22 protein-coding genes and 2 pseudogenes are annotated in these 25,741 nt (G+C 69.5%); 14 read left to right on the forward strand and 10 right to left on the reverse strand.

Features of this window, described 5'->3' with window-relative positions; all coding sequences use genetic code 11:
* Positions 1-540 (reverse strand): annotated as a pseudogene (locus tag ACFU8W_RS15225) (hypothetical protein); the annotation flags it as partial.
* 310 nt (positions 541-850) lie between these two features.
* On the opposite strand from ACFU8W_RS15225, the gene ACFU8W_RS15230 reads away from it, so the two are divergent.
* The 3 genes from ACFU8W_RS15230 to ACFU8W_RS15240 all read left to right on the forward strand — a co-directional run bounded on the left by ACFU8W_RS15230 (position 851) and on the right by ACFU8W_RS15240 (position 4,334).
* Positions 851-1,573: a peptidylprolyl isomerase gene (locus ACFU8W_RS15230; protein ID WP_384036535.1), complete on the forward strand. Its 723-nt coding sequence runs from the start codon at positions 851-853 to the stop codon at positions 1,571-1,573.
* 308 nt (positions 1,574-1,881) lie between these two features.
* Entirely contained in the window at positions 1,882-3,174 is a 1,293-nt protein-coding gene (locus ACFU8W_RS15235; protein ID WP_384036538.1) for a DUF2079 domain-containing protein, read from the forward strand.
* 44 nt (positions 3,175-3,218) lie between these two features.
* A complete protein-coding gene (locus ACFU8W_RS15240) occupies positions 3,219-4,334 on the forward strand; it encodes a glycosyltransferase (protein ID WP_384036540.1) in 1,116 nt (371 codons plus the stop codon).
* Between the two features lie 153 nt (positions 4,335-4,487).
* Here ACFU8W_RS15240 and ACFU8W_RS15245 read toward each other — a convergent pair whose 3' ends face one another.
* The 4 genes from ACFU8W_RS15245 to ACFU8W_RS15260 all read right to left on the reverse strand — a co-directional run bounded on the left by ACFU8W_RS15245 (position 4,488) and on the right by ACFU8W_RS15260 (position 8,180).
* Complete coding sequence (locus tag ACFU8W_RS15245) at positions 4,488-4,874, reverse strand: hypothetical protein (protein WP_384036543.1); 387 nt, start codon at positions 4,872-4,874, stop codon at positions 4,488-4,490.
* 83 nt (positions 4,875-4,957) lie between these two features.
* Complete coding sequence (locus tag ACFU8W_RS15250; RefSeq protein WP_345515228.1) at positions 4,958-6,169, reverse strand: pyridoxal phosphate-dependent aminotransferase; 1,212 nt, start codon at positions 6,167-6,169, stop codon at positions 4,958-4,960.
* Between the two features lie 214 nt (positions 6,170-6,383).
* The gene (locus tag ACFU8W_RS15255) at positions 6,384-7,211 is read right to left on the reverse strand and encodes an arylamine N-acetyltransferase (protein ID WP_384036546.1); all 828 of its coding nucleotides are present in this window, start codon (positions 7,209-7,211) and stop codon (positions 6,384-6,386) included.
* A gap of 81 nt (positions 7,212-7,292) precedes the next feature.
* Positions 7,293-8,180 carry an NAD(P)-dependent oxidoreductase gene (locus ACFU8W_RS15260; RefSeq protein ID WP_384036549.1) on the reverse strand — a complete coding sequence of 296 codons (888 nt, stop codon included), beginning with the start codon at positions 8,178-8,180 and terminating at the stop codon, positions 7,293-7,295.
* Between the two features lie 96 nt (positions 8,181-8,276).
* Here ACFU8W_RS15260 and ACFU8W_RS15265 point away from each other — a divergent pair, with 96 nt between their 5' ends.
* Together ACFU8W_RS15265 and ACFU8W_RS15270 are read left to right on the forward strand one after the other, a co-directional pair.
* Positions 8,277-8,708 (forward strand): winged helix-turn-helix transcriptional regulator, encoded by a 432-nt coding sequence (locus ACFU8W_RS15265; protein ID WP_384036552.1) that lies wholly within the window; start codon positions 8,277-8,279, stop codon positions 8,706-8,708.
* Between the two features lie 25 nt (positions 8,709-8,733).
* A pseudogene (locus tag ACFU8W_RS15270) lies at positions 8,734-9,572 on the forward strand (DUF3626 domain-containing protein).
* Positions 9,573-9,703: 131 nt separating this feature from the next.
* Here ACFU8W_RS15270 and ACFU8W_RS15275 read toward each other — a convergent pair.
* Positions 9,704-10,069, reverse strand: a complete 366-nt coding sequence (locus ACFU8W_RS15275; RefSeq protein ID WP_384036555.1) for an iron chaperone — start codon at positions 10,067-10,069, stop codon at positions 9,704-9,706.
* A gap of 330 nt (positions 10,070-10,399) precedes the next feature.
* Here ACFU8W_RS15275 and ACFU8W_RS15280 point away from each other — a divergent pair, with 330 nt between their 5' ends.
* From ACFU8W_RS15280 to ACFU8W_RS15295, 4 genes are all read left to right on the forward strand, one after another.
* The gene (locus ACFU8W_RS15280; protein WP_384036558.1) at positions 10,400-11,266 is read left to right on the forward strand and encodes a serine protease; all 867 of its coding nucleotides are present in this window, start codon (positions 10,400-10,402) and stop codon (positions 11,264-11,266) included.
* 382 nt (positions 11,267-11,648) lie between these two features.
* Positions 11,649-12,122 (forward strand): hypothetical protein, encoded by a 474-nt coding sequence (locus ACFU8W_RS15285; RefSeq protein ID WP_384036561.1) that lies wholly within the window; start codon positions 11,649-11,651, stop codon positions 12,120-12,122.
* Positions 12,119-14,209, forward strand: coding sequence for a bifunctional polysaccharide deacetylase/glycosyltransferase family 2 protein (locus ACFU8W_RS15290; RefSeq protein WP_384036564.1), 2,091 nt, complete (start codon positions 12,119-12,121; stop codon positions 14,207-14,209). The genes ACFU8W_RS15285 and ACFU8W_RS15290 overlap by 4 nt, the downstream gene beginning before the upstream one ends.
* Positions 14,210-14,421: 212 nt before the next feature.
* The gene (locus ACFU8W_RS15295; RefSeq protein WP_384036567.1) at positions 14,422-14,589 is read left to right on the forward strand and encodes a hydrophobic protein; all 168 of its coding nucleotides are present in this window, start codon (positions 14,422-14,424) and stop codon (positions 14,587-14,589) included.
* A gap of 64 nt (positions 14,590-14,653) precedes the next feature.
* On the opposite strand, the gene ACFU8W_RS15300 is transcribed toward ACFU8W_RS15295, so the two are convergent.
* Positions 14,654-15,487, reverse strand: a complete 834-nt coding sequence (locus ACFU8W_RS15300) for a TetR/AcrR family transcriptional regulator (RefSeq protein ID WP_384036570.1) — start codon at positions 15,485-15,487, stop codon at positions 14,654-14,656.
* An 86-nt stretch (positions 15,488-15,573) separates the two neighbouring features.
* On the opposite strand from ACFU8W_RS15300, the gene ACFU8W_RS15305 reads away from it, so the two are divergent.
* Positions 15,574-16,416 (forward strand): siderophore-interacting protein, encoded by an 843-nt coding sequence (locus ACFU8W_RS15305; RefSeq protein WP_384036572.1) that lies wholly within the window; start codon positions 15,574-15,576, stop codon positions 16,414-16,416.
* Here ACFU8W_RS15305 and ACFU8W_RS15310 read toward each other — a convergent pair.
* Both ACFU8W_RS15310 and ACFU8W_RS15315 read right to left on the reverse strand, forming a co-directional pair.
* Entirely contained in the window at positions 16,408-18,042 is a 1,635-nt protein-coding gene (locus tag ACFU8W_RS15310) for an amidohydrolase family protein (RefSeq protein ID WP_384036575.1), read from the reverse strand. The genes ACFU8W_RS15305 and ACFU8W_RS15310 overlap by 9 nt on opposite strands.
* 77 nt (positions 18,043-18,119) lie before the next feature.
* Positions 18,120-19,433: an alanine racemase gene (locus ACFU8W_RS15315; RefSeq protein WP_384036578.1), complete on the reverse strand. Its 1,314-nt coding sequence runs from the start codon at positions 19,431-19,433 to the stop codon at positions 18,120-18,122.
* A 137-nt stretch (positions 19,434-19,570) separates the two neighbouring features.
* On the opposite strand from ACFU8W_RS15315, the gene ACFU8W_RS15320 reads away from it, so the two are divergent.
* The 4 genes from ACFU8W_RS15320 (at position 19,571) to ACFU8W_RS15335 (ending at position 23,462) form a co-directional block, all read left to right on the forward strand.
* Entirely contained in the window at positions 19,571-20,689 is a 1,119-nt protein-coding gene (locus ACFU8W_RS15320; RefSeq protein ID WP_384036581.1) for a sugar kinase, read from the forward strand.
* Positions 20,686-21,453 carry an IclR family transcriptional regulator gene (locus tag ACFU8W_RS15325; protein ID WP_345515246.1) on the forward strand — a complete coding sequence of 256 codons (768 nt, stop codon included), beginning with the start codon at positions 20,686-20,688 and terminating at the stop codon, positions 21,451-21,453. The genes ACFU8W_RS15320 and ACFU8W_RS15325 overlap by 4 nt, the downstream gene beginning before the upstream one ends.
* Entirely contained in the window at positions 21,450-21,860 is a 411-nt protein-coding gene (locus ACFU8W_RS15330; RefSeq protein ID WP_277328058.1) for a RidA family protein, read from the forward strand. The genes ACFU8W_RS15325 and ACFU8W_RS15330 overlap by 4 nt, the downstream gene beginning before the upstream one ends.
* A 126-nt stretch (positions 21,861-21,986) precedes the next feature.
* On the forward strand, positions 21,987-23,462 hold the full coding sequence (locus tag ACFU8W_RS15335; protein WP_384036585.1) for a GntP family permease: 1,476 nt from the start codon (positions 21,987-21,989) through the stop codon (positions 23,460-23,462).
* Positions 23,463-23,645: 183 nt separating this feature from the next.
* Here the strand turns inward: ACFU8W_RS15335 and ACFU8W_RS15340 are convergent, their stop codons facing one another.
* On the reverse strand, positions 23,646-25,370 hold the full coding sequence (locus tag ACFU8W_RS15340) for a chitinase (RefSeq protein WP_384036587.1): 1,725 nt from the start codon (positions 25,368-25,370) through the stop codon (positions 23,646-23,648).
* Positions 25,371-25,741 lie beyond the last annotated feature (371 nt).

The following is a 25,741-nucleotide window of genomic DNA, read 5'->3' on the forward strand; positions in this document are numbered from 1 at the left end:
TCCGGTGGCGCCGTTCTCGCCGTTTTCGCCCGTGGGTCCGGTCGGTCCTGTGGGTCCGGTCGGTCCGGTGGCTCCGGTGGCGCCGTTCTCGCCGTTTTCGCCCGTGGGTCCGGTCGGTCCTGTGGGTCCGGTCGGTCCGGTGGCTCCGGTGGCGCCGTTCTCGCCGTTCTCGCCCGTGGCGCCGGTCGGTCCCGTGGGTCCGGTCGGTCCCGTGGCGCCGCGCGGACCCGTCGGCCCGGTGGGACCGGTGGGTCCGCGCTTGCCCTTCTCCTTGCACTTGTCCCTGTCGTGCTTGTTCTTGTGGTTATCGCAGCACTTGTCCCTGTCGTGCTTGTTCTTCTGGCGCTCACACTTGTCGCCGCCCATAAGCACAGACCGGTTCATCTCGCCCGGAGAGAAGGCGTTCTGGGCCGCTGCCACCGTAGGGCTGGAAAAGCCCAGCATGACGAGGCTCAGCGTTGCCATCGCACCGCCGGCCAGCCACCTGCGACCGCGGGGCACCGGGCCCAGACGCGAGGGGGTCCTGGTCTCAGGACTCATGAATTTGCTCCTTGGGGAACCGAATGGAGTGGTCTCGACGAGGCATGCAACGCCTCTGACGCAACATTCAGGTGCATGTGCAAGAAAGTGCGCGAGACACACCAGACGTTCAGGCGATCGGCAGAGTGGGGAAGGGGGCCGAAAGAGGATGAGCCCCGAAGTGTTGGGCCATGCAGCCCCATAGCGGTTTCAGTTCCGAGTGTGTGTCGGTGCAGCCGACACGTAGATGGATGGATACGCTCTGCATGCTTCATCAGCTCCCACTCGCCAAATCGAGGCTCGAATGTCCGTCAGAGATTTTCAAGGAAAGATGAATTTCTTCGCCAGGGCCAGGAAGCGTGTGGTCAAGGTGGCGACGGTCGCACTCGCCGTAACCGCGACGTGTTCAGGACTGACATGGGCGGCGGTCTCCCTGACGGGAAACAGCGTCGATGCGAAGCCGCCGGTCGCGTGCTCATACAACCTCACCAATGGTGCAAAGCCAGTGGGAATTCCCGCTTTCGACGCCTTGGCCGCGGCTCGGCCATACACGGCAGAACTCGTGACCAACCGGGGAACCGTCACCTTTGAGGCCCTGACCGACAAGGCGCCCTGCGCCACCAACTCCTTCTCCTTCCTGGCGCGGAAGGGGTACTACGACGGCAGCCCGTGTCACCGCGTCACGACCCGAGGGATTTTCGTATTGGACTGCGGTGACCCCAAAGGGGAAGGTGCGGCCGATCCGGGATATTTCTTCCAGGATGAAAATCTGGACGGAGCCAAATATTCCGCCGGAACCGTGGCGATGTCCAAGGCGGCTCCCGGCAGGAACGGAAGTCAGTTCTTCATCAGTTATGCCGATCCTGCTGTTTCCATGCCGTCCGACTGGACTCCCTTTGGGAAAGTCCTGAGCGGATTGGATGTACTGAAGGAGATCGCCAGGAACGGGACGCAGGACGGATCCTCCGACGGAAGGCCGAAAAAGGCTGTCGTCATCAAGTCGGTAACGGTGCGACAGGCATCGGTCAATGCCCCTCGCGAGAAGCGCGGGTGACTCCACCACGCCCCAGATGTGCCGCTGTTCGGAGTATTCTGCGCGCGCACATGGCGGCTCAGAGCCAGGCCGTGAAGGCTGCTGGCATCTTGAGGCCCTCAGGGTCAGCTTTCCGGAAGGGATAAGTCATGCATGCCCCACTCACTGACAGTGCCACGCTCCCGGTGCAACATAAATCGACTGTGGATGAAGGGCCGGTGGTCGAGCCGTCTGGGGGGAGCCGCTCCGGCATCCCATGGTGGATCTGGGCCCTGGCGGGAACACTGTTCTTCACATACGCGACGTTGTCCTTGCGTATCCATCAGCGCATGCTCACCCACAGCTTCGACCTGGGAATCTTCGAGCAGGCCGTCCGCTCCTACGCGCATGGGCACCTGCCCGTCTCCGAAATCAAGGGGCCGGACTTTCCCATCCTGGGGGACCACTTCTCTCCCATTCTGGCCCTGGTGGCACCCGTCTACCGGCTGTGGCCTTCGGCGATGGCCCTGCTCGTGGTGCAGGCGGCGCTGGTTGCCGTGAGCGTCATGCCCTTGGCTGTCTGGGCCCGCCGAGCGCTGGGCTCCGCCGCCGCAGTGGTCATCGGCGTCGGCTACGGCCTGTCCTGGGGTGTCGCGAGTGCGATCGCCATCGATTTTCACGAGGTGGCTTTCGCCGCTCCTCTCCTCGCCTTTTCACTGACCGCTCTCGGAACCGACCGGCTGCGGCCCGCGGTCTATTGGGCTCTGCCGTTGCTCCTGGTGAAGGAAGATCTCGGGCTCACGGTGGCCGTGATCGGTCTCCTCGTCGCTCGGCGCGGCGAGCGCAAGCTGGGGTTCATCACGGCTGCAGTCGGTCTCGCAGGAACAGTGCTGGCGATGCTGGTGATCCTGCCTTCCCTCAATCCCGCTGGAAACAATGGGTACTTCTACTTCCTCGAAGGATCGGGAGGCGGTGCGGGCGGACCGGGAGACCTGCTGTACAGGAGCACGGTCGGCCTCATCACCCCGTTGGCCAAGACCACGACCCTGCTGCTCATGCTGGCCCCGACCCTGTTCCTGGCCCTGCGGTCCCCGCTCATCTGGATCGCGCTGCCGACCCTGCTCTGGCGCTTCGCCTCGAACCTTTCGACTCACTGGGGCGCCGACTCCCATCATTCGCTCGTGCTGATGACGATCGTCTTCGCGGCGTTCATCGATGCCCTGATCGGCCGACGCTCGTCCGTCGGCAGTCTGCGTCGCTATCTCGCGGGTTCCGCGGCGATCACCGTGCTTCTTCTACCGCATTTCCCGTTCTGGCAGCTGGTCCAGCCGGCCACCTGGCGGGACGATCCCCGCATCGCTGTCGCCCACCGTCTGATGGACCGGATCCCTGACGGTGCCACGGTCCAGGCGTCCAATCAACTCGTGCCCCAGCTCACGAACCGTACGAGTGCCAGCCTCTACGGCTGGCCCGAGAGCCGCCCAGATCCTCAGTGGATCATGGTGGACACCAGGGTGCCGTTCAATCAGCGGTGGCCGCTGAACGTCTTTCAGGAGCAGGAGGCCCTGGGCCTTGCGCGGGCACAGGGGTATCTCACCGTGAGCAGTGAACAGGGCTTCGTACTGCTCAAGCGTCCGAGCTGACGTCGTGTCGTCGGTCTTCTGTCTCACCGAGTTGGAGGTGACCCGTGAAATCAACGGTCTGCCTGAACATGATCGTCAAGAACGAGGCCCCGGTCATCAGACGCTGCCTCGAATCCGTGCGCCCTTTGATCGACACGTGGGTCATCCTGGACACGGGCTCGACCGACGGCACCCAGGACGTCATCCGTGACGTCTTCAGCGACCTGCCCGGCGCCCTGCACGAAAGTCCATGGAAGGGGTACGACGGGAGCCGCAGCGAGGCGATCGACCTGGCGCGCGCCGAAGCGGACTATCTGCTGTTCATCGACGCCGACGACGAGATGGAGGTGGAGCCCGGCTTTCGCATGCCGGAGTTGACCCACGACGCCTACCGAGTCGCACTGCACGACGGACCCCTCACCCACTGGCGCCCCGCTCTGGTCTCAACCCGGTTGCCCTGGCGCTACGTCGGCGTCCTGCACGAGTACATCGACTGCGGAACGCCGTACACCCTCGGGACATTCGAAGGTGCCAACATCCTCTCGGTGGGAGGCGGCGCACGCCTGAGGGGAGAAGGGCAGCGGAAGAAGTACCTGCGCGACGCCAAGGTCCTTCAGCAAGGCCTGATCAAGGAACCCGACAACTCCCGCTACGTCTTCTACCTCGCCCAGAGCTGGCGCGATGCCGGAGAGCCGAAGAAGTCACTCGCCGTCTACGACCGCCGGGCAGGCATGGGCGGCTTCGCGGAGGAAGTCTTCTGTTCCCACCTCTACGCCGCACGGCTTGCGGTGGAGATCGGTAGGCCGCCGGCCGAGGTGATCAGCCGCTACCTCCGCGCGCACGAAAGCCGTCCTTCTCGTGCCGAAGCAATCGGTGAACTCGCGCGCTACTGCCGCATGAACGGCCGGCGTTGGCCACTTGCGCACATGTTCGCGAAGCAAGCGGCGCAGATCCCTTACCCGGAAGACATTCTGTTCGTCGAGTTCGAGTGGTACGACTGGTGCTCGCTCGACGAACTCGCCGTGGCCGCTTACTGGACCGGAAACTATGAGGAGTCGGAGCGCTGCAGCCAACGCCTCCTCGAGAGCGGCAAGGTGCCCCCCGAGCACCACGACCGCGTGGTCGGCAACCTCGAGTTCGCCCGGCAGAAGCTGGGTTCGAGAGAACTCGTGAACGCCTGACCGGCGGTCGGCGCCACCGCGGGCCCGGCCGGGAGAGTCTTCGCGTTGCAGGCCGGTGTCCGCGGGACGAGCCGGCGGCCGCTCGGGGCGGCCTGGTGCGGCACGGGAAGGGCACCCGGTCCGCGCGCCTCCCCGGCCCGCGGACCGGGGCCGTCAGGGGGTGCCGATCAGCTCGGCGTCGCGCAGGGCGGCGGTGTGTGCGTCCATGCGCTCGGCGGTGAGAATCGCGGCGGCGGTGTCCGCGCGGGACGCGGCGACGACGAGCGCACGGCCGGCGAGGGCGAGCGCCCGGTGGTGCAATGCGGCGGGGTCGGCCCGGGTCAGCGCGGCATGCCGCGCCGGTGGCGCCCCGCGCAGCCGGGCCACCTGCTCGGCAATGCGATCGCCCTGCCGGCCGAGCCCCAGCTCGTCGGTGACGGCGAGCAGGGCGGCCAGATGCCCGGCGAGCTGGATGTCCAGCTCCTCCTCGCGGGTGCGGTGGGGGTACTGCGCCGTGTCGGCCATCGAGTGGACCGACTTGGTGCGGATCGGTTCGTACATGGGGACGGCCTCCTGCTCACGGTCAGGAGACCATCCTACATTGGATTGAGTCTAAAGTTGAGTGGTGTCGGGATCTGGCTGCCTCAGGGCTGTCCGTACCCGTCCAGGAACGCGCCGATCCTGGTCACCGCGTCCGTCAGGTCCTTGGCCGACGGCAGCGTCACGATCCGGAAGTGATCGGGCTCCGGCCAGTTGAACCCCGTACCCTGCACGACCATGATCTTCTCGGCCCGCAGCAGGTCGAGGACCATCTGGCGGTCGTCCTTGATCTTGTAGACCGCGGGGTCGAGCCGCGGGAAGAGATACAGCGCCCCCTTCGGCTTCACGCAGGTGACGCCCGGGATCTGCGTCAGCAGGTCGTACGCGACATCCCGCTGCTCCAGGATCCGCCCGCCCGGCAGCACCAGGTCGTCGATCGACTGCCGCCCGCCGAGCGCCGTGGCCACCGCGTGCTGCGACGGCATATTGGCGCAGAGCCGCATATTGGCGAGGATCGTCAGCCCTTCGATGTACGAGGCGGCGTGCCCCTTCGGGCCGCAGACCGCCAGCCACCCGGACCGGTAACCGGCCACCCGGTAGTTCTTGGAGAGCCCGTTGAACGTGAGCACCAGCAGATCGGGCGCGATGGCCGCCGTCGGGGTGTGTGTCGCTCCGTCGTACAGGATCCGGTCGTAGATCTCGTCGGAGCAGACCACCAGGTTGTGACGGCGGGCGATCTCCGTCAGCCCGCGCAGCATCTCGTCGTCGTAGACCGCACCCGTCGGATTGTTCGGGTTGATGATCACGATCGCCTTGGTGCGGTCCGTGATCTTCCGCTCGATGTCGGCGAGGTCCGGCATCCAGTCCGCCTGCTCGTCGCACCGGTAGTGGACGGCCGTGCCGCCGGCCAGCGACACGGAGGCGGTCCACAGCGGATAGTCCGGTGCGGGTACGAGCACCTCGTCGCCGTCGTCGAGCAGCGCCTGCATCGACATCTGGATCAGCTCGGAGACGCCGTTGCCCAGGTAGATGTCCTCGACGTCGAGCGGGATCCCCTTGGTCTGGTAGTGCTGCATCACCCCGCGGCGCGCGGACAGCAGCCCCTTCGCATCGCCGTAACCGTGCGCACCGGAGAGGTTGCGCAGTATGTCTTCGAGGATCTCGGGCGGGCACTCGAACCCGAACGCGGCGGGGTTGCCGGTGTTCAGCTTGAGGATGCGGTGACCGGCTGCTTCCAGCCGCATCGCCTCCTCGAGCACGGGGCCGCGGATCTCGTAACAGACATTGGCGAGCTTCGTGGACTGGATGACCTGCATGTCAGCGAGGATACGGTGGTGTTTCACAGGGTGCGCGAGGTTTGCCCGCGGGTTGACCCGCCCGGGGAACCCGGTCCGCCCACCCGGTCTTCCATCGCCATGCACCCGCCGTCCCCGACCGTGGGAACCCTGGCCGGGGGCGGCGGAGCGGCTTGGAATGGGTGTGTGACGGGCCTGGACGGGTGAGATGCGCCACGCGAATGGGGCGTCGCCGTCATTCGGGCAGGCGCGTGCCGTCCGGGAGCCGGATGCCGAAGTCGTCCGCCAGGACCCGCAGCACCTCGTCGCCGTCCGCCAGCTCCCGTTCCTTCCGCGTGCCGTCGGGCGCCGTCTCCGTGAGCGTCCGGCCGGACAGGGCCACGTGGCCGTCCGCAGTGGTGCGCTGGACGTACACCAGGTGCTGGAACGGGGAGCGCGGATTGGTCGCGATGTGCCAGTTGATGACCTCGTAGTCCGGCGCCTCGAACGGCTCCAGCGTGAACGCGTACTGGTCCTCCCACTCCCCGCCCGCGGACCGAGTCTGCAGCTTCCACAGCGGCAGCGGGCCGCCGTGCGGTGCGTGGACGAGCCGGTGACGGCGGGGTGCGTCGTGCAGTTCGGCGTCCGCCACCAGCGCGATCGGCTCCAGCAGCGAGCTGCTCGCGCCGAAGCCGACATCGGCGAGATACGGGGTCGGCTCGCCCGGCACCTCGGCCAGCATGAGCATGTGGGTGCGCGGCCGTACGTCCCCGGGCGCGGCCCCCAGCACCACACGCGCGCAGAGCAGCGTCACCGTGAATCCGAGCTCGGCGAGCACGGCGGCGAAGAGGGTGTTGTGCTCGTAGCAGTACCCGCCGCGCTCACTGCGTACGAGCTTCGCCTGCAGATCCGCGAGCGCGAGCGAGGGCGCACGGCCGAGCACGGGGTCCAGATTCTCGAACGGGATGCCCAGCGCATGGGCGCGGTGGACGGAACGCAGCACCTCCACGGTGGGGAGGCGCTCCCCGGTCCAGCCGATACGGGCGAAGTACGCGTCGAGGTCGAGAGTGCGGTCGGTCGTCATGGTCCGACCGTACGCAACGGAGGCGGCGGACCCGCGTGACCGGTAGGGCGTGGACGCCTGGGCCCGCACTGCCGGTGGCGCTCAGCGCACCAGCAGGTCGATGACGCCCGTGGTGCCCTCCTCGTTGCCCCGCTCCGCTTCCGCGAGGCGCAGCTCCATCAGCGCCAGGTACGGAGTCAGGAGTTCGGCGCTGACACCCTGTTCCCCGGCCGTGCGCAGGAGCGTCGCACTGCCCGCGACCTGCATGGCGAGGTTGGAGACCACGCCCGCGCTGTAGTCGCCGCTGTCCAGCTGAGCGGCGGTCGTGTGCACCGCGGGCGCCATGGCGGTGAGCCAGTCGGCCAGCAGCGGGGCGAGCGCCCGAGGTTCGATGTTCTCCTTGCGGATCAGCGCGAAGGCGTGCGCGACCCCCGCGAACATCCCCGTCATCGCGCTCAGCAACGCCACGTCGTGCAGGGCTGCGAAGCCGGGATCCTCGCCGACATAGGTGGTGCCGGCCGGCACCACGAGCGTCTCCCGGTGCGCGTCGAACAGGGCGCGGGACCCGCTGTAGAAGATGTAGCCGCCGGAGCCCGCGGCGCCGATCATCGGCGGGACCGCCATGACCCCGCCGTCCAGGAACCGGGCGCCGCGCTCCTGGGCCCACGCGGCGAGGGCGCGCGCCTGCCCCGGAGTGGAAGTGGTGAGGTTGATCAGGTCCTTGCCGGCGAGGTCGGCGCCGGCCAGGGTCTGCCCGACGGAGGCGTCGTCCAGCAGGCAGAGGACGACGAGGCGGTTCGCGGCCACCGCCTCCGCCGCCGTCCCGGCCGCGCTCGCCCCCTCGGCGGCGAGTGCGTCGGCACGGGCGGGGCTCCGGTTCCAGACGGTCAGGGGATGCCCGGCGGCGAGCCAGGTCCGGGCGAGCGCGGTGCCCATGGCACCGAGCCCGAGGAGGGTGAGCGGCTGCTTGCCGGGGGTGTTGTCGGTCATGGGGATTAGGCTGGTCGCAGGCCTCGGAGTGATCAAGTACCCACTTCGGAGTGGGTGGTTACCGCGAGGTGAGTGACCAGGTGGGAGGGGCGGGCCATGGGGACCGTACGCAGGCCGGGGGCGTACGTCTGCGGGATCGACGCGGCGATGGATGTCATCGGCGGGAAGTGGAAGGTGCTGATCCTCTGGGCGCTGAACGAGCAGGTGTGCCGCTTCGGTGAGCTGCGCAGACTGGTGCCGGGGATCACCGAGAAGGTGCTCACCTCGCATCTGCGGGAGTTGGAGGACGACGGCATCGTGCATCGCACGGTGCATGCCGAGGTGCCGCCCCGCGTCGAGTACTCGCTGACCCCGCTCGGGTACGCGCTCAACGAGGCGCTCGGGCCGCTCGGCGCGTGGGGACGGGAGCACGTGCTCGGCCAGGGTGCCCCCGAAGGCGGTCCGGGCGGCCCCGAGGGCGTGCCGGGCACACGCAATCCAGATGCGACGGCGGGCCGCGTTCCGGCAGACTGCGCCGGTGACAGCTGATCCCGCATCCGCCTCGGCCCGCGCCCTGAGACATGTCGCTTCTCTCTCTTCGGGGCAGCCGCTGGACCGGGCCGTGGCGCTCACACTGAACTTCCACCCCGACCGGATGGCGGGTGACCGCCCGATCCTGGCCAAGCTGGCCGAGGCCGGCGCCTACCACTCGCAATTCGTCACGGGTACCAGCAACGGCGGGCTGACGGCGCACCCCGGCGGCGACCGAGGGCGCTGGGAGAGCCGGATCTTCGGCGGTGCCTACGACGGGGTGCCCGGTGAACAGCGGCCGGTGTACGGCGCGTTGAACTTCCGGCGCAAGGAGGTCGGGGCGGCGCCACGCTTCGGCTCGGCGCACTTCCGGCTGACCGCCGAGGCGCTTTCGCGCGCCACGTTCTGCTACCCGGACAGTGCCGCCGAACCCACGGATTTCGGCGTCGCGGACCGTATGCGGCTCATCGAACTGGCTGAGGCCGACAGTCAGGACGCGCTCAACGACTACATCGAGGCACAGGTGCACGGCCCGGTGGTGCTCGACCGCCATATGGAGGCCCTGGTTCTCGACCCGAGCCACCGCGGCACCGCCGTGGAGGAAGCCGCCCGCCGACTGCCGTGTGCCACGGAATGGCACGGCGGATTCCGGCTGTCCGTCGACGAGTTGCGCCACCACGCGGACTACCGGGGACAGGAGTTCGTGGACCCGGCGCGGAGATTGCGCAGGACGGCGTGCTCGATCCGCGGATCATCGGGGACGCGGCGCGGACGGGCCGTTACGAGACGCAGTCGCTGAAGATGGTCTGGCACTGCCTGGCCCGCTTCGGCGCACCGGCCGAGTTCCGGGCAGCGGCACAGGCACCCGCGCCGGCCCGCTGAGAGAGGGACCACCGCCAGGACGGCCGGCACCTCTGCGTTCCTGCCGCCGGCGGGCGGGGCCGGCCCCCGCGGGGTCCTGCCGGGGCCGCGCGGCGGCGCCCCAACCGGCGCACGGTTGAGGGGCCACCCCGTCAGCAGACCGTGCCAGGCCGGGCCGCGGTGGCCCTCAACAGGTCGCGCACCAGGTCGAAGTCGATGTTCTCCGGCTTGCGGAAGCGCAGGCAGCCCTTGCCCATGTCCTGTCCGGCCAGCCGCTCCTCGAATGCCGCGCGGACATCGGTGCGCAGCAGGTAGAAGGAGACGTAGTTCTTCTGGCTCGCGAAGGCGATCTCGGTGACCCCGTCCCGTTCGTAGGCGGGCATTCCGTAGGCCATGATCTCGCCGAAACCCTCGAGTTCCTGGCGGCACATCAACCGCAGTCGGCGCAGGGCGTCCCGGCGCTCCTCCGGCACCTCGGCCAGATATCCGTCCACGTCCTCCGCCTTGCTCTGCACCATGCGCACAGCCTAAGAGGGGCTCACGAAATGGGAGTCCGATCAGCTCGCGGCGTCTGGTGCGTGCGATCGCAAGGCGCTGGAAGGTCCTCGGACGGGGTCTCCCCTGCTCGAACGAAGCCGAGAGCTCGGGGAAGGAGCTACTAGGGCATTTCGGCAACGCAGCGAGCGTGCGTGCCAGGCGTCGCGAGCCGGGCGCCCATTTCGTGAGCCCCTCTAAGCACTGTCCCGAGGCCGGAAAGGGGGTCTTGCCCCGGACCCGCGCACCCCTAACAATGCGCATGACAAAACCGAAGGAACTTCGGTCACAGAGGTCATAGAGGGGACCCCCACATGAAGAAGCCTCTCCTCGGCGCGCTTTTCGCTGTTCTGCTCCTCGGGGCGGGAACGGCACCCGCTGTCGCGGCCACAAGCCACGACGCGGCCGCGCCGCAGAAGACGACACGGGTCGAGCGGATCACGGCCAAGGCGGTCGACTTCGCCGGTACGGTCGCGCTCAGCAACTGCTCCGGCTCCGTGGTCCGCACGGCTGCCTCGCTCCCGAGCGACCCGGCGCTCGTGCTCTCCAACGGGCACTGCATGGAGACCGGCTTCCCCGGTCCGGGCGAGGTCGTCCTCGGCCGGCGGTCCACCCGCAGCTTCACCCTGCTGAACTCCGCGGGCAGCGGAGTCGGCACCTTGCGCGCCAGCAAGATCGCGTACGGGACGATGACCGACACCGACGTATCGCTGTACCAACTCACCCGTACCTACGCCCAGATCGAGAACACCTACGGCATCAAGGCGCTGGAGCTCAACGCCGCGCAGCCGGTCCAGGGCGCCGCGATCACGGTCGTATCCGGCTACTGGAAGCGCACGTACAGCTGCAACGTCGACGGCTTCGTCTACCGCCTGAAGGAGGGCGCGTGGACATGGAAGGACTCGGTCCGCTACACCTCCGCCTGCCAGACCATCGGCGGTACGTCCGGCTCCCCGGTGATCGACAACGCGACCGGCAAGGTCGTCGCCGTCAACAACACCGGTAACGAGGACGGACAGCAGTGCACGGACAACAATCCGTGCGAGGTCGACGAGAGCGGCAACGTGACGGTCCGCCAGGGCATCAACTACGCCCAGGAGACGTACGGCATCGTGCCGTGCATCGGCGCCGGCAGCCAGATCGACCTCAACCGGACGGGGTGCACCCTGCCCAAGCCGTAGCCGGAAAGCGTCCGCGCGTCGCCCGGGCGGTTCGCGCCCCGCCCGGGTTGCACCGGTTCGAGCCCAGTCCTTCTTTGAACGAGGCCCGACGCCTGATCCGGCGAAGCGAGTTCGCCTCACCCGAGGCGATGCAGCCGGCCCCTCGGTCGTCGGCGGCAGCACGGGTTGATGTCGCCGGTCAGGATGTCCGTGCCGTTCCGGTGGATGTGCAGCACGACACCGCGCTCGGCCTTTGCGACACGGACGGCAACGCGGCGGCCCCGGACACGGCCACTGCCGGCCGGGCGGGGTGATATCAACCGGTCTCCGCCGGTCAGCTGGCTATGCCCTGGTATCGGGGGAAGCTTTTCATCGAGAGTCGCGCTCCATAGACTCCGCCCCCGTGACTCATCGGGACCATGCTGTATTCGTCGACACGTCCGGCCGCAGGGGTCGCCTCATGCGGTACGTGGCCACCCTTGTCGGCGTGATCTGCGTCGGATTTGTCGCGGTTATCGTGGCCGGCCTGTTCGGCGCGGTTCCCTCGGGCGGCGCCCTGCCCTGGAGCCCGGGCGACGGCGGCAAGGCGCCCGTCCACGCCGAGGAGTCAGCGGAGCCTCCCGCCCCCACCAGCACAAAGAAGTCCTCCACGGTGCCGGCCGCCGACACCTCGGCCGCTGCCTCGCCCGCCGAGGACGCTTCCAGCACACCCAGGAAAGCGACCACCGCGCCCGCGCAGTCGGCCACCTCCGCCCCCGCGACATCGGCCGCCCCCGCCCCCGCGACGACGGCCCCGTCCGCCTCCCGGGGCAACGGCAACGGCAACGGCTCCAGTCGCAGCACCGCCGCACCCGGCTCGACCAAAGGACCCAAGTGACCCGGCACGCCTTGAGCCGCGACCCTCGAGCCCACTGGTTCCTGCTCAGCCTGACCCTGGCCGTCGCCGCCACCGCGCTGATCTTCAGCGGGTACGGACGCCACGAGATAGCCCCGACGGCCACACCCTCCACCACCACCTGCGCCACCGAACCCACGGTGAGCTTCAGCGGTGGTCCCGTCATCCGCCAGAGCCCCAAGACCGGCGGTGTCGAAACCACCGAGATGCCCGGTGACACCGTCGCCCTCACCTACGACGGCGGACCCGACCCCGCCTGGACCCCACGCCTGCTCGACCTGCTGAAGAGCCACGACGCCAAGGCCACTTTCTTCCTCACCGGTACGCAGGCCGCCGCGCACCCGGATCTCGTCCGCCGGATCAAGCGCGAGGGCCACGAGATCGGCTCGCACACCTACACCGACGCCAATCTCGCCGGACTCTCCAAGCCCCGCACCAACCTTGAGCTGTCGCTCTCCCAGAACACCCTGGCCGGTGCGGCCGGCATCGGTACCCATCTGCTGCGCCTCCCGCACACCACCACCACCGGCACCCTCTGCGGCTCCCAGTGGGAGGCCGCGCGCCGGGCACTCATCGACGGCTACGTCGTGGTGGCCGCCGACGGCCCGAACCGGTCATCGCAGCGCGGCGCGGTACGGCAGTTCGTCGGCTCGCCCGCCGCGGTCAGCGAGACCGAGCAGCTCCTGACGGCCGGCGGCGCCCACGACCTGACGTTCACCAGCGTGGGCCACGGCATCGGCATGGCCGGCGCCACCTACGAGGTCTCCGCGCCCGCCCGCTGGCGGGGCGCCGCCGTGGTCGGCGCCCAGCAGGCCGCGCGCGGCTTCGCCGACGCCATGACCTGGCTGCTCGCGATCGCCGGTGTGATCACTGTGCTGCGTCTGGTGATGCTCTTCACCGTCGCCCGCATCCACGTGAAGCGCGTCCGCGTCAAGCGGTCCCGCAGACGTGGCGCCCCGCGCCACCCCCCGCTCACCGATCCGGTCTCCGTGATCGTCCCCGCCTACAACGAGGAGGCGGGCATCGAGGCGACCATCCGCTCGCTCCTCGCCTCCACCCATGAGTACATCCAGGTCATCGTGGTCGACGACGGCTCCAGCGACCGGACCTTCGAGATCGCCGAAGCGATGCAGGTCGAGGACAAGCGGGTGATGGTGGTCCGTCAGCCCAACAGCGGCAAGGCGGCAGCCCTCAACACCGGTCTCGCCTGGGCCCACTTCGACATCGTCGTCATGATCGACGGCGACACCGTCTTCGAGCCGGATGCCGTGCAGCATCTCATCCAGCCGCTCGCCGACCCCCGGGTGGGCGCGGTCAGCGGCAACACCAAAGTCGGTAACCGGCAGGGCGTGCTGGGTCGCTGGCAGCACCTCGAATACGTCATCGGCTTCAATCTCGACCGCCGGATGTTCGACATCATGGAGTGCATGCCGACCGTGCCGGGTGCCATCGGCGCGTTCCGCCGCGACGCACTCGTCGGCGTCGGCGGGGTCAGCGAGGACACCCTCGCCGAGGACACCGACCTCACCATGGCGCTCTGCCGCGACGGCTGGCGCGTCGTGTACGAGGAGAAGGCCATCGCCTGGACCGAGGCGCCCGCCACCGTCAAGCAGCTGTGGAAGCAGCGCTACCGCTGGTGCTACGGCACGCTCCAGGCCATCTGGAAGCACCGCAGGGCCGTCTTCGAACGCGGACAGTCGGGCAAGCTCGGCCGGCGCGGACTGATATACCTGCTGGTCTTCCAGACCGTGCTCCCGCTGCTCGCCCCCCTGGTGGACGTCTTCGCTCTGTACGGGCTTCTCTTCCAGGGCGCGGGGCAGGCGCTGGTGGTGTGGCTCGGCTTCACGGCGATTCAGGTCTTCAGCGCGGTGTATGCCCTTCGCCTGGACCGCGAGAAGTTCGAACCGCTCTGGACGCTCCCGCTCCAGATCTTCGTCTACCGCCAGCTGATGTACCTGGTCGTTGTCCAGTCGGTGGTGACTGCACTCCTGGGATCCCCGCTGCGCTGGCACCGCATGCAGCGCACCGGATCGGCCACCGACACCCTGGAACGCCAGCCGGCCGGCTGACGCCCTGACCTCTGCACCGGGTCACGGTGCGCCCGGGCCCGCTTTTCCCCGGCCCCGGCGCAGAATTGCGGAAGTCTTCATGTCACCCGGTTGCCCCGGGGCGGGAAGCGGGAATAACGGGGCCAGAAAGGCGCGGCGGGCCCGCCCGCACGGCACCCACGTGTGTGGGCGACGAAATGCGGGGCACTCGACGGGCTGGAGGTTGATATCCCATGGTTCCCCTTCTTCTCGTTCTCCTGCTCGCCCTGCTTCTTTTCGGTGCCGGATTCGCGCTGAAGGTGTTGTGGTGGGTCGCCATCATTGTGCTGGCCGTGTGGCTGCTCGGGTTCATCGTCCGGCCCGGGAGCGGTGCGGGCCGGAGCCGCTGGTACCGCTGGTAGCCGGGCCGCTCGACCGCTCGGCCGTGGCGCACCCGTCCCCGCGCGCCGTGAGACCCCACAGGTCTCACGGCGCGCCGGTGCGTCGCACCGCCGCCTCGATCCCGTCCAGCAGCACGCCGAGCCCGGTGGTGAACGTCTCGCGCGCCTGACGCTCCAGGTAGGGCACCGTGTCGTCGGCCGGTGGCGGCTCGGGTGCGCTCTCGCTCTCCAGGCGGCCGACGTCCGGGAAGCGGTCCGCGAAGTCCGGGGCCACCTCGCCGAGCAGCGCCGAGCGGGCGAACCACCACTCCTCGTCGGACTGGCCGGTCACCGCCGCGGCCTGCCGGGACTCGGCGACCGTCTGCGCCGAGCCGCGGACGAAGTGGAACAGCGTGCCGATCAGCCGTCGCAGGAGATGCGCGTCGAGCCCGGTCCCGTACAGGAGGCGTACGAGGGTGTTGAGAGCGGTGTACTCGTGCGGGCCCAGCACAGGCCGGGCCTGGGAGACCTGGAGCACCCACGGGTGGCGGAGGTGGAAGGCGAGGGTGTCCTCCGCCCAGCGCGTGAGGGAAGCGCGCCAGTTCTCCGTGTCCGGGTAGTCGGACGGGAGTTCGGCATGCACCGCGTCGTACATCAGGTCCAGGAGCTCGCTCCTGCCGGGGACGTACGTGTAGAGGGCCATGGCCGTCCGGCCCAGCCGCTCGCCCACCGCGCGCATCGAGAGCGCAGTCATGCCGTCCTCGTCGGCGACGGCGACGGCGGCGCTCACGATCGCGTCCACGGTCAGTCCGGGCTTGGGCCCCGACCGGGCCGATCCCGTTTTTCCCGGCCCTTTTCCACCCGGTGCCGGAGCGCTCTCCGTGCGCCACAGCAGGGCGATCGAACGGCGGGCGTCGCCCTGTCCCGCATAGACCACCACTTGCGACTCCTTACGCCATAAAGTAACTTCGCCCAGGCGATTCTTTACGGCATAAGGTATCAGGGAGAAAGAAGGTGTCCGCTCCGATGAGTCAGTCGCTTCCGGTGTCGTACGTCCAGGTTGTGGGCGTGGAGCGGATCACGCCGCGGACGGCGCGCGTCACCTTTACCGGAGATGCGCTGGCCGACCTGATCGAGGACAGGCCGGACCAGCAGATGAAGCTCTGCTTCCCGAAGGGGAAGGGCGCGCCCGTGCTGCCGGAACAGGACGCCGACGACACGTACGGGATGCGGTGGTACGAGGCGTACCTCGCGATCCCGGAGGCCGACCGGCCGTGGATGCGGAGCTTCACCGTCCGGGCGTACGACCGTGAGCGCAACGAGATGACCGTCGACTTCGTGCTCCACGGCGACACCGGACCGGCCACCCGCTGGGGGCGGACCGCGCGGCCCGGGGACGTACTCGGCATGGTCGGCCCGTCCTCGGCGTACGCCCGGCCGCTGCCCGCCTCCGACTGGCTGCTGCTGGCCGGGGACGCGACAGCGCTCCCCGCGATCGGCACGCTGCTCGAAGCACTGCCGGCCGGGATGCGCGCGGTGGCGTACGTGGCGGTCGTCGACGCGGGGGAGGAGCAGCGGCTCTCCTCCGCCGCCGAGGTGACCGTGCGCTGGGTGCACGCGGGGGAGGAACTGACGGACGTGGTCCGCGCGGCGGAGCTGCCGGGCGAGGCGAGGGCGGGGGCCGCATGGCTCGCGGGGGAGTCGGGGACCGTACGGACGCTGCGCCGCCACCTGGTCGAGGAGCGCGGGATGCCCAGGTCGGCGGTGGAGTTCAGTGGTTACTGGCGGCGCAGGCTGACCCAGGACGACGCCCCGACCGAGGAGGATCTGGCCTGGGCGAAGGAGCGGGCGGAGGAGGGTTCACCGTGAGCCGCGTACCGACCGGGACGACCGGACCGCCCGTCCCGCCAGCACCGAGGTCCGCCTGCCGTCCTCGATGACGAAGCGCCCGTCGATCAGGACGTGCGGGATGCCCACCGGCAGGGTGCGAGGCGTCTCGAAGGTCGAGCCCGCCGCCACCGTCGCCGGATCGAAGAGGACCAGGTCGGCGCGGTAGCCCTCGCGGACGTGGCCCCGGTCGGGCAGCCGCAGCCGGGCCGCCGGGCGGGAGGTGAGATGGGCGACGCACTCCTCCAGCGAAAGGATGCCCAACTCCCGTACGTACCGGCCGAGATAGTGAGGGAACGTGCCGTACGCGCGCGGGTGCGGCTTGTCGCCCTGGAGGATGCCGTCGCTGCCGCCGGTGTGGACGCGGTGACGCATGATCTGCCGGACGTTCTCCTCGTGGCCGACATGCTGCAGGATCGTCGAACCGAGCCGGTCGTCGAGGAGCAGCCGCCGGGCGGTCACCCAGGGGGCCTCGCCCCGCAGCCGCGCGGACTCGGCCACCGTACGGCCGACATGGTCGGCGAGCGCGGGCACGCTCACGCCGGAGATCTCGATGGTGTCCCACTCGATCGGCACGCCGTGGCAGCCGTCCGAGCCGAGGACCTCCAGGTGGTGGCGGACGGTTTCCGCCGTCGCGTCGTCCGCGAGCCGTGCCAGGACGGCCTCCGGACCCCCCTCGCTCGCCCAACTGGGCAGCATGGCCACGAGCGTGGTGCAGCCGGGGGTGTACGGGTACGTGTCGAGGGAGATGTCCGCGCCCGCGGCGAGAGCGTCGTCGAGGAGGGCCAGCAGGTCCGGCGCCTTGCCCTTGTTCACGCCGAAGTTCATGGTGGCGTGCGCGAGATGGAGGGCGCAGCCGGCGTTACGGGTGAGCTGGACCATCTCCTCGTACGCACCGAGCGCGCCCGCGCCGTACGAGCGGTGGTGGGGGCAGTAGTAGCCGTCGTACCGGGCCACCACCCGGCACAGCTCGGTGAGTTCGGCGTCGTCGGCATACATGCCGGGGGTGTACGTCAGCCCGGACGACATGCCGACCGCGCCGTCCGCCATCCCCTGCGCGACGAGCTCCTTCATCCGGGCCAGCTCGGCGTCGGTGGCGGGGCGGTCGTCCCAGCCGACGGCGTACATCCGAACGGTGCCCTGCGGGATGAGGTACGCGGCGTTGACCGCGATGCCCTCGCCGCCGAAGTTGCGGTCGAGACGGTCCAGGTACTCGCCGACCGTGCGCCAGTCGAAGTCGATGTCACCGCCGTCGCCGTTCCAGCCGGTGATCGCCTTGCGCACCTCGGCGAGGGTGCGGGTGTCGACCGGGGCGTACGACAGTCCGTCCTGGCCGAGCACTTCGAGGGTGACGCCCTGGGCGGCCTTCGCGCTGTGATCCGGATCGCGGAGAAGCGCGAGGTCGCTGTGGGCGTGCATGTCGACGAAGCCGGGGGAGAGGGCGAGGCCGTCGGCGTCGAGGGTGCGGCGGGCGGTGGGGCGGGGGCCGCGCCCCTCGCCCTTCTTGCGGATCTCGGCGATCCGGCCGCCGGTGATGCCTATGTCGGCGCGGTAGGAGGGGGTGCCGGTGCCGTCGATGACGGTGGCGTCGCGGATGACGAGATCCATGGTGTGCAGGCCTTTCAGTGCCGGTGTTCTTTCCCCTCCCCGCGACGTCCGGCGATGGAGGACGACGCCCGCAGGGATCAGAAGAAGGTGCGGATGTAGTCCGTGACCGTGCCGTCCGCCTCGACGAGCGGAATCAACTGCCACTTGTCGAACGACGTGCACGGGTGCGACAGCCCCATGCCGACCCAGTCCCCGACCTCCAGCTCCGCCCCGGCCTCGGTGCGCAACCACCCGTGCTGGTCGGACAGTCCGGTGACGGTGATGCCGGTGGCAGCCCGCACCGAACCGTCCCGCCCGGACCGCACGACCTGTGCCTGCGGAAGATCGAGGTCGTATGCCGCGTCCCGCTTCCCCGCGTTCACGAACGCCTGCTCGTCGGACGGCCGCGAGACGACCTGCGCCCAGAGGCGGAACGCGGGCTGCAGGGCGCCTTCCTCCGGGACCCGATTGAACGGGGTGAGGTGCCGATAGTGCCCGTCGTCGTGCGAGACGTACGCCCCCGAGCGCAGCAGCTTGCAGACCGGGCGCGTGAGGTCCGGGATCTCCGCGAAGACGTCCGCGACCGCGTCGAACCAGGCGCTGCCACCCGCGCTGATCACGATCCGGTCGTCGCCGGCCAGTGCGGCGAACCGGTCCGCCTTGTCGAAGTCGGCGGCCACCCGGACGAGCCGGTGCAGCCAGTCCCGTACCCGCTCCGCGGACGCGTCCGGCACCTCGCCCTCGTAACCGGCGACCCCGACCAGACGCAGCGTCCCCGCCGCGGCCACCGCGTCGGCGACCGCCGCGCAGTCGGCCTCGGTACGGGCACCCGTGCGGGCCCCCTCACCGGCGCCGAGTTCCACGACCACGTCCACCGGACGTACCGCACCCGCGGCGCGCAGCGCTTCGTCCATCAGCTCGACGCCGCGCACCGAGTCGACGTAACAGATGAAGTGGAAGTCGGGGTCGGAGTCCAGCTCGCCGGCGAGCCAGCGCAGTGCGACCGCGTCGACGAGCTCGTTGGCGAGGAAGATCCGTTCGATCCCGTACGCGCGGTACACCCGGACCTGGTGCGGAACTGCGGCGGTGATGCCCCACGCGCCGTGCTCCAGCTGCCGGGCGAAGAGCTGCGGCGCCATGGACGTCTTGCCGTGCGGCGCGAACGCGAGCCCGTGACGTTCGGCGTACGTCTCCAGCAGCGCCAGGTTGTGCGCGACGGACTCGGCGGAAAGGGCGAGGACGGGCGTCGTGAAGCCGCCGGTGAAGAGGTTGCGGCGCTCGGCCGCGAGGGCGGCGACCGTGAGTCCGTCGGCGTCGGGCGGGAGCGCCTTGAAGCGGTGGTCGACGCGCTCGGCGGCGAGTTCGCCAAGCGTGTGGGGAGCTGTCGCGACGTCCTCGTCGGCGGCGGCCATGGACCCTCCTCGAAATCTGTTCGTTGCACCATGTGCAACACCCATTGCGCATATCGCTTGACGCTGTCTAACATCCGAGCCGACGCCGGGTCAATGGTGAGAGCCGGTGCGGAGCACTGACCAGCGAGGAGCCCAGAGTGTCCGGACCCGTAGCCGTGGGACGTGCAGCCGCCACCGCCGATGTCGTCTGCCTCGGTGAATCCATGGTGACGTTCCTGCCCTCACAGCCCGGCCGCCTCGCCGACGTCCCGTCCTTCGGCCGTGCGATCGGAGGCGCCGAGTCCAACGTCGCCTGCGCTCTCGCGGCGGCGGGACACCGCGCGAAGTGGGTCGGCCGGGTCGGTGCGGACGGGTTCGGCGACCACCTCGTCGACGCGATCGCGGCCTACGGGGTCGACACGTCGGCAGTCCGGCGCGACCCCGGCCGCCCCACCGGCATCTACTTCCGTACGGCGGCGGACCGGGCGACGGGTACCCATGAGGTCGCGTACTACCGGGCAGGGTCGGCGGCCTCCGCGATGTCCCCGGAGAACGTTCCGTACGAGGACCTGCTCGACGCGCGCATCCTGCACCTGACCGGTATCACGGCGGCCCTCTCCGCGGACTGCCTGTCCCTGCTCCGCTCCCTCACCGGGCCCCGCCCCGACCGCCCGTTGATCTCCTTCGACGTGAACCACCGCCCGCACCTGTGGCGCGCCGGCGACGAGGGACCGGGCGTGCTGCTCGACCTCGCGCGCCGCGCCGATCTCGTCTTCGTCGGTGAGGACGAGGCGGAGGAGGCCTGGGGGCTGCGGGGCGCCGACGCCATCCGTGAGGCGCTGCCGGAGCCGGCGGTGCTCGTGGTCAAGCAGGGGTCGGAGGGGGCGACGGTCTTCTCCGCGCGCCGCCCCGAACCCAGGACCGGCGCCCCGGGGTCTGCGCCTGCGACCTCCGACACCGTCACGAGTGTCCCCGCGCTCCGCGTGGACGTCGTCGCCGCCGTCGGCGCGGGCGACGCCTTCGCCGCCGGTTTCCTCTCCGCCACCCTGCGCGAGCTCTCCGTCCGCGACCGTGTCCGCCACGGCCACCTCATGGCCGCCGCGGTCCTCACCGTCCCCGGCGACCTCACCGACCCGCCGGCCCGTGCCCACGCCGACGAACTCGTCGCTCTCGACGACGCCGCCTGGGGGAGACTTCGTCTCGGTCCCGGCTGGACGGCAGCCGACCGCGCCGGCATCGACCGGAGCCCGGCCCCGCAGGAGGTCCACCCGACATGAGCCAGACCGTCGACCGCGCACTGAGCATCCTTCCGCTCCTCGCCGAGGGTCCCGCCGACCTCGGCCAGGTCGCCGACCGCCTGGGCGTCCACAAGTCCACCGCGCTCCGCCTGCTCCGTACGCTGCACGAACACGGTTTCGTCTACCGTCAGCAGGACCAGCGCTACCGCCTCGGAGCCCGCCTCTTCGCCCTCGCGCAGGAGGCCGTCGAGAACCTCGACGTACGCGAGATCGCCCACCCCCACCTCGTCGAGCTCAACGCGCAGTGCGGGCACACCGTCCATCTCGCGGTGTACGAGGAGGAGGAAGTCCTCTACATCGACAAGGTCGAGAGCCGCTACCCGGTCCGGATGTACTCGCGGATCGGCAAGCCCGTCGCGATCACCGTCGCCGCCGTCGCCAAGCTGCTGCTCGCGGATCTGTCCGAGTCCGAACGGCGGGCGATCGCCGAGAAGCTCGACTACCCCATGTACACGTCCCGTTCGGTCCCGAACGCCGGTGCCTTCCTCAAGGAACTCGCCGTCGTCCGCGAACAGGGCTGGGCCACCGACCTCGGCGGCCACGAGGAGTCCATCAACTGCATCGGGGCCCCGATCCGCGGCGCGGACGGCCGTGTCGTCGCCGCCATGTCGGTCTCCGCACCCAATGTGGTGGTCACGGCCGAGGAACTCCTCACCCTGCTCCCGCTGGTGCGCCGCACCGCCGACACCATCAGCCGGGAGTACTCCGGCACACCCAACCCAAGAAAGCCTGAACCGCGATGACCGAGAAGACCGCCCTCACCCCCAGCACCCACACCACGCCGCCCGCCAAGTTCTCGCACGGCGTGAAGAAGGGGAACATCCTCCAGGTCGCCGGCCAGGTCGGCTTCCTGCCCGCCGTCGAGGGTCAGGCCCCCACCCCGGCCGGCCCGACGCTGCGCGAGCAGACCCTCCAGACGTTCGCCAACGTCAAGGCGATCCTGGAGGAGGGCGGCGCGAGCTGGGACGACGTGATGATGATGCGCGTCTATCTCACGGACGTGGACCACTTCGCGGAGATGAACGAGATCTACAACGCCTACTTCGGCGAGCAGAACCTCAAGGAGGCCCCTGCCGCCCGTACGACGGTGTACGTCGGCCTCCCCAAGGGCCTGCTGATCGAGATCGACGCGCTCGCCGTCCTGAGCTGAGCGATCCCCGGCTGATCCGCTTGCCCCACCGCACCACCACGCCGTACGGCACGGCGCCCCGCACCGCGGGGGCGCCGTGCCGCGCCCCGCCCTGCTCGAAAAGCCCGTTCGCAACGGAGTTGCCCCATGCTGCTCGCCGCCACCCCACAGCCGGTCGAGACGCCACCCCACACCGGTGGACTCCTCCTCCTGATCGACGGCACCGCCGGTCTGCTGACCGTCGCCGCCCTCGGAATCGCCCTCCTCCTCTTTCTGATCATCAAGGTCAGGCTGCAGCCGTTCGTCGCGCTGCTCGCCGTCTCCATAGCCGTCGGCCTGGGCGCCGGCCTCTCCGTCACCGAGCTCTTCGGTACGGTGCAGAAGTCCGCTGCCGTGTCCGTCATCGAGTCCGGCATGGGCGGCATCCTCGGCCATGTCGCGATCATCATCGGGCTCGGCACGATGCTGGGCGCGATCCTCGAAGTCTCCGGCGGAGCAGAGGTGTTGAGCGCCCGCCTGCTGAATCTCTTCGGCGAGAAGCGCGCCCCGCTCGCCATGGGCCTGACCGGCCTCATCTTCGGTATCCCGGTCTTCTTCGACGTCGGCATCTTCGTCCTCGCGCCGATCGTGTACGCGGCTGCCAAGCGGTCCGGAAAATCGATCCTGCTGTATGCGATGCCGCTGCTGGCGGGACTGTCGATGACGCACGCGTTCCTGCCGCCGCACCCGGGCCCGGTGGCCGCCGCCGGCCTGTTCCACGTCTCGCTGGGCTGGGTCATCCTGATGGGTGCCGTCGTCGGCGTCCCGTCCGTCCTCGCCGCTTGGGCCTACGCCGCCTGGATCGGCCGGCGGATCTTCGTCGCGGTCCCGCAGGACATGGTCGAGGCGGCGGAGGAGTCGAAGGCGGCGGTGGTCGCCGAGCAGCGGGCTGCCGGTGTCTCCCCGCGCGAGGAGCCGGTCGCGCTCTCCACCGTACTCACGATCATCTGCACCCCGCTGGTGCTGATCCTCGCCGCGACGTTCTCCTCGATCGCCCTGGACCCGTCCACCGTCCGCTCGATCATCGAGTTCTTCGGCAACCCGTTCGTCGCCCTGACGATCGCGCTGGTCCTCGCGTACTACCTGCTGGGCATCCGGCGCGGCTGGTCCCGCAAGTCCCTCGAAGCGGTGTCCACCTCGTCGCTGAAGCCGGTCGGCAACATCCTGCTGGTCGTCGGTGCGGGCGGGATCTTCGGAGCCGTTCTGAAGGGCAGCGGCATCGCGGACGCCCTTGCCGACACGTTCAACGACGTCGGCCTCCCGGTCATCCTGCTGGCCTGGCTGATCTCCGTCGTGCTGCGGGTCGCCCAGGGTTCGGCGACGGTCGCGATCGTCACGACCGCGGGCATCGTCGTGCCGCTGGTCGAGGGCCAGAACATGTCCCAGCCGCATCTGGCACTGATCATCATGGCGATCTCGGCGGGTTCGATCTTCGCCTCGCACGTCAACGACGGCGGTTTCTGGATGGTGTCGAAGTACTTCGGCATCACCGAGCGCGACACCCTGAAGTCCTGGACGGTCCTGGAGACGGTCCTCTCGGTGGCGGGGTTCGTGGTGGCGGCGCTGCTGAGCCTGGTGATCTGACGCCGGTGGCGCAGGGGCGCGGGATGCCGGACCGGGCATCCCGCGCTTCTCCGTGCGGCGCGTCGGGCGGCGTCGCCCCTGCGCCACCGTCCGGCTTCCGCCGTCGACCATGCAGCAGCGCCACCGGGGGAGCGGCGGCGCTGCTGGTCAAGGGCTGGTGCAGGGGAACACCGGGGTGACGGGTTACGGCAGGCCGTGGACGTGCGGGGCCACCGCGTTCGACCAGGCGTTGCCCGACTTGGCGTCCCAGTTGGTGGACCAGGTCATGGCTCCGCGGATACCGGGGTAGGTCTTCGCGGGCTTGAAGGTGCCGCAGTTGGTGCCCGAGGCGAGGCAGTCCAGGGCCGCGTTCACGATGGACGGGGAGACATAGCCGCTGCCCGCGCCGCTCGTGGAGGCGGGGACGCCGAGGCCGACCTGCGACGGGTCGAGGCCACCCTCCAGCTGGATGCACGCGAGTGCGGTGAGGAAGTCGACCGAGCCCTGCGAGTAGACCTTGCCGTCGCAGCCGAGCATCGAACCGCTGTTGTAGTACTGCATGTTGACGACGGTCAGGATGTCCTTGACGCCGAGTGCCGTCTTGAAGTACTCGCCCGAGGCCGACTGCATGTCGATGGTCTGCGGGGCCATCGTGATGACGAGACCGGATCCGGCCTTCTGCGAGAGCGAGCGCAGCGCCTTCGTCATGTAGGTGGAGTTGAGGCCGTTCTCCAGGTCGATGTCGACGCCGTTGAAGCCGTACTCCTGGATCAGCGCGTAGACGGAGTTGGCGAAATTGGTGGCGGACGCGTCGCTGTTGACGGAGACGGATCCCTTCTCGCCGCCGACCGAGATGATGACGTTCTTTCCGGCCGCCTGCTTGGCCTTGATGTCGGCCTTGAACTGGTCGACGGTGTAGCCGTTCAGGCCTGCCGTGTCCAGGTTGAAGGTGACGGCGCCCGGTGTGGTCGTGGCGTCGGCGAAGGAGACCGCGATGATGTCGTAGTTGGCGGGCACGTCGCTGAGCTTCTGCACGGTCGCGCCGTTGTTGAAGTTCTGCCAGTAGCCGGTCACCGCGTGCTTGGGGACCGAGGTGCCGGGGTTGCCGCCGCCGGAGGTGGCCGTGCGTCCGCTGACCGTCGAGGACTTGACGGACTCACCGGCCGCGTTGGTGGCGGTCACCGCGAACTGGTACGCCGTGTCGGCGGCCAGCCCCGTGACCGTCGCCGATGTCCCGGTGGACGTGGTGACCTTCGTACCGTCCTTGTAGACCGAGTAGCCCGTCGCGCCGGACACCGCGTTCCAGGACAGGGCGATGGAGGAGGACGTGGTCGTGCCGACGGTGAGACCGGCGGGAGCGGCCGGGATCGTCGGCGCGGGGTCGGTGCCGCCGCCGCCGTCGGGGCCGGTGACGGAGATGTCGTCGGCGAGGTAGGCGGCCTGCCCGTACCAGCCGTGGAGGTACACGGTCACCGAGGTGGTGCTCGGGCCGGTCGTGAAGCTGGTGGAGAGCTTGGTCCAGCTGCTGGAGTCGGGGGACCAGGTCGACACGTCGGTCGTTCCGGTTCCGGTCACGCCGATGTACGCGTATCCGCCCTGCACCCAGCCGCTGAGCGCGTACGTGGAGTTCGGTTTCACGGCCACGGTCTGTGTGCACCGGGCGTTGTCCTGGCCGGCCGGGGTCGCCTTCAGGGCCGCGGCGCCGCCGTGCACGGGGGAGGAGACGGTGGTGCCGCTGCCGCCCGAACAGGTCCAGTTGGCGAGTCCGGACTCGAAGCCCGCGTTCTTGGCGACGTTGACGTCGGCGGCCTGGGCGGTGCCGACGAGGCCGGCGACGGTCAGCGCGCCGGCGGCGACAACGGCCATGCCCGCGCCGAGGAGCGGGCGGGTGTGACCTCTTCCGTGCCGGGTGCCGGGTGAACGTTCCACTTGCTGCCTCCGTGGGGGAGTGGGGGATGCCAGGGGGGATTGCTGGGGGTGCCTGGAGTGGTGCCTGGGGGTGCCGGCGAGTGTCGGGGGTGGGACACAGGGGTGTCGCGGAGGTGGGACGAGGAAAGGTGACCACCGCTGGGCGATAAGCTGGTCCAGACCAATCGAGTTGTCAAGACCTCTGACGGCAACGGCTGTGAGTGACGGGCTTCGCGGCTGTGGTGGGCGCGACGCAATCGCGAGGTTCAGTGGTCCGTACCGGCGTCGGTCGAAGTCGTCCGGAGGCGGCCTCCGTTGACGCTTTCCGGTGATCTTTTCGCGCGCGGTTCGAGCGCTCTCGCGGGTGGGCGGGCGGAGATCGTCGGACAGTG

This window comes from Streptomyces sp. NPDC057565, assembly GCF_042801455.1.
Classification (GTDB): Bacteria; Actinomycetota; Actinomycetes; order Streptomycetales; family Streptomycetaceae; genus Streptomyces; species Streptomyces yanii.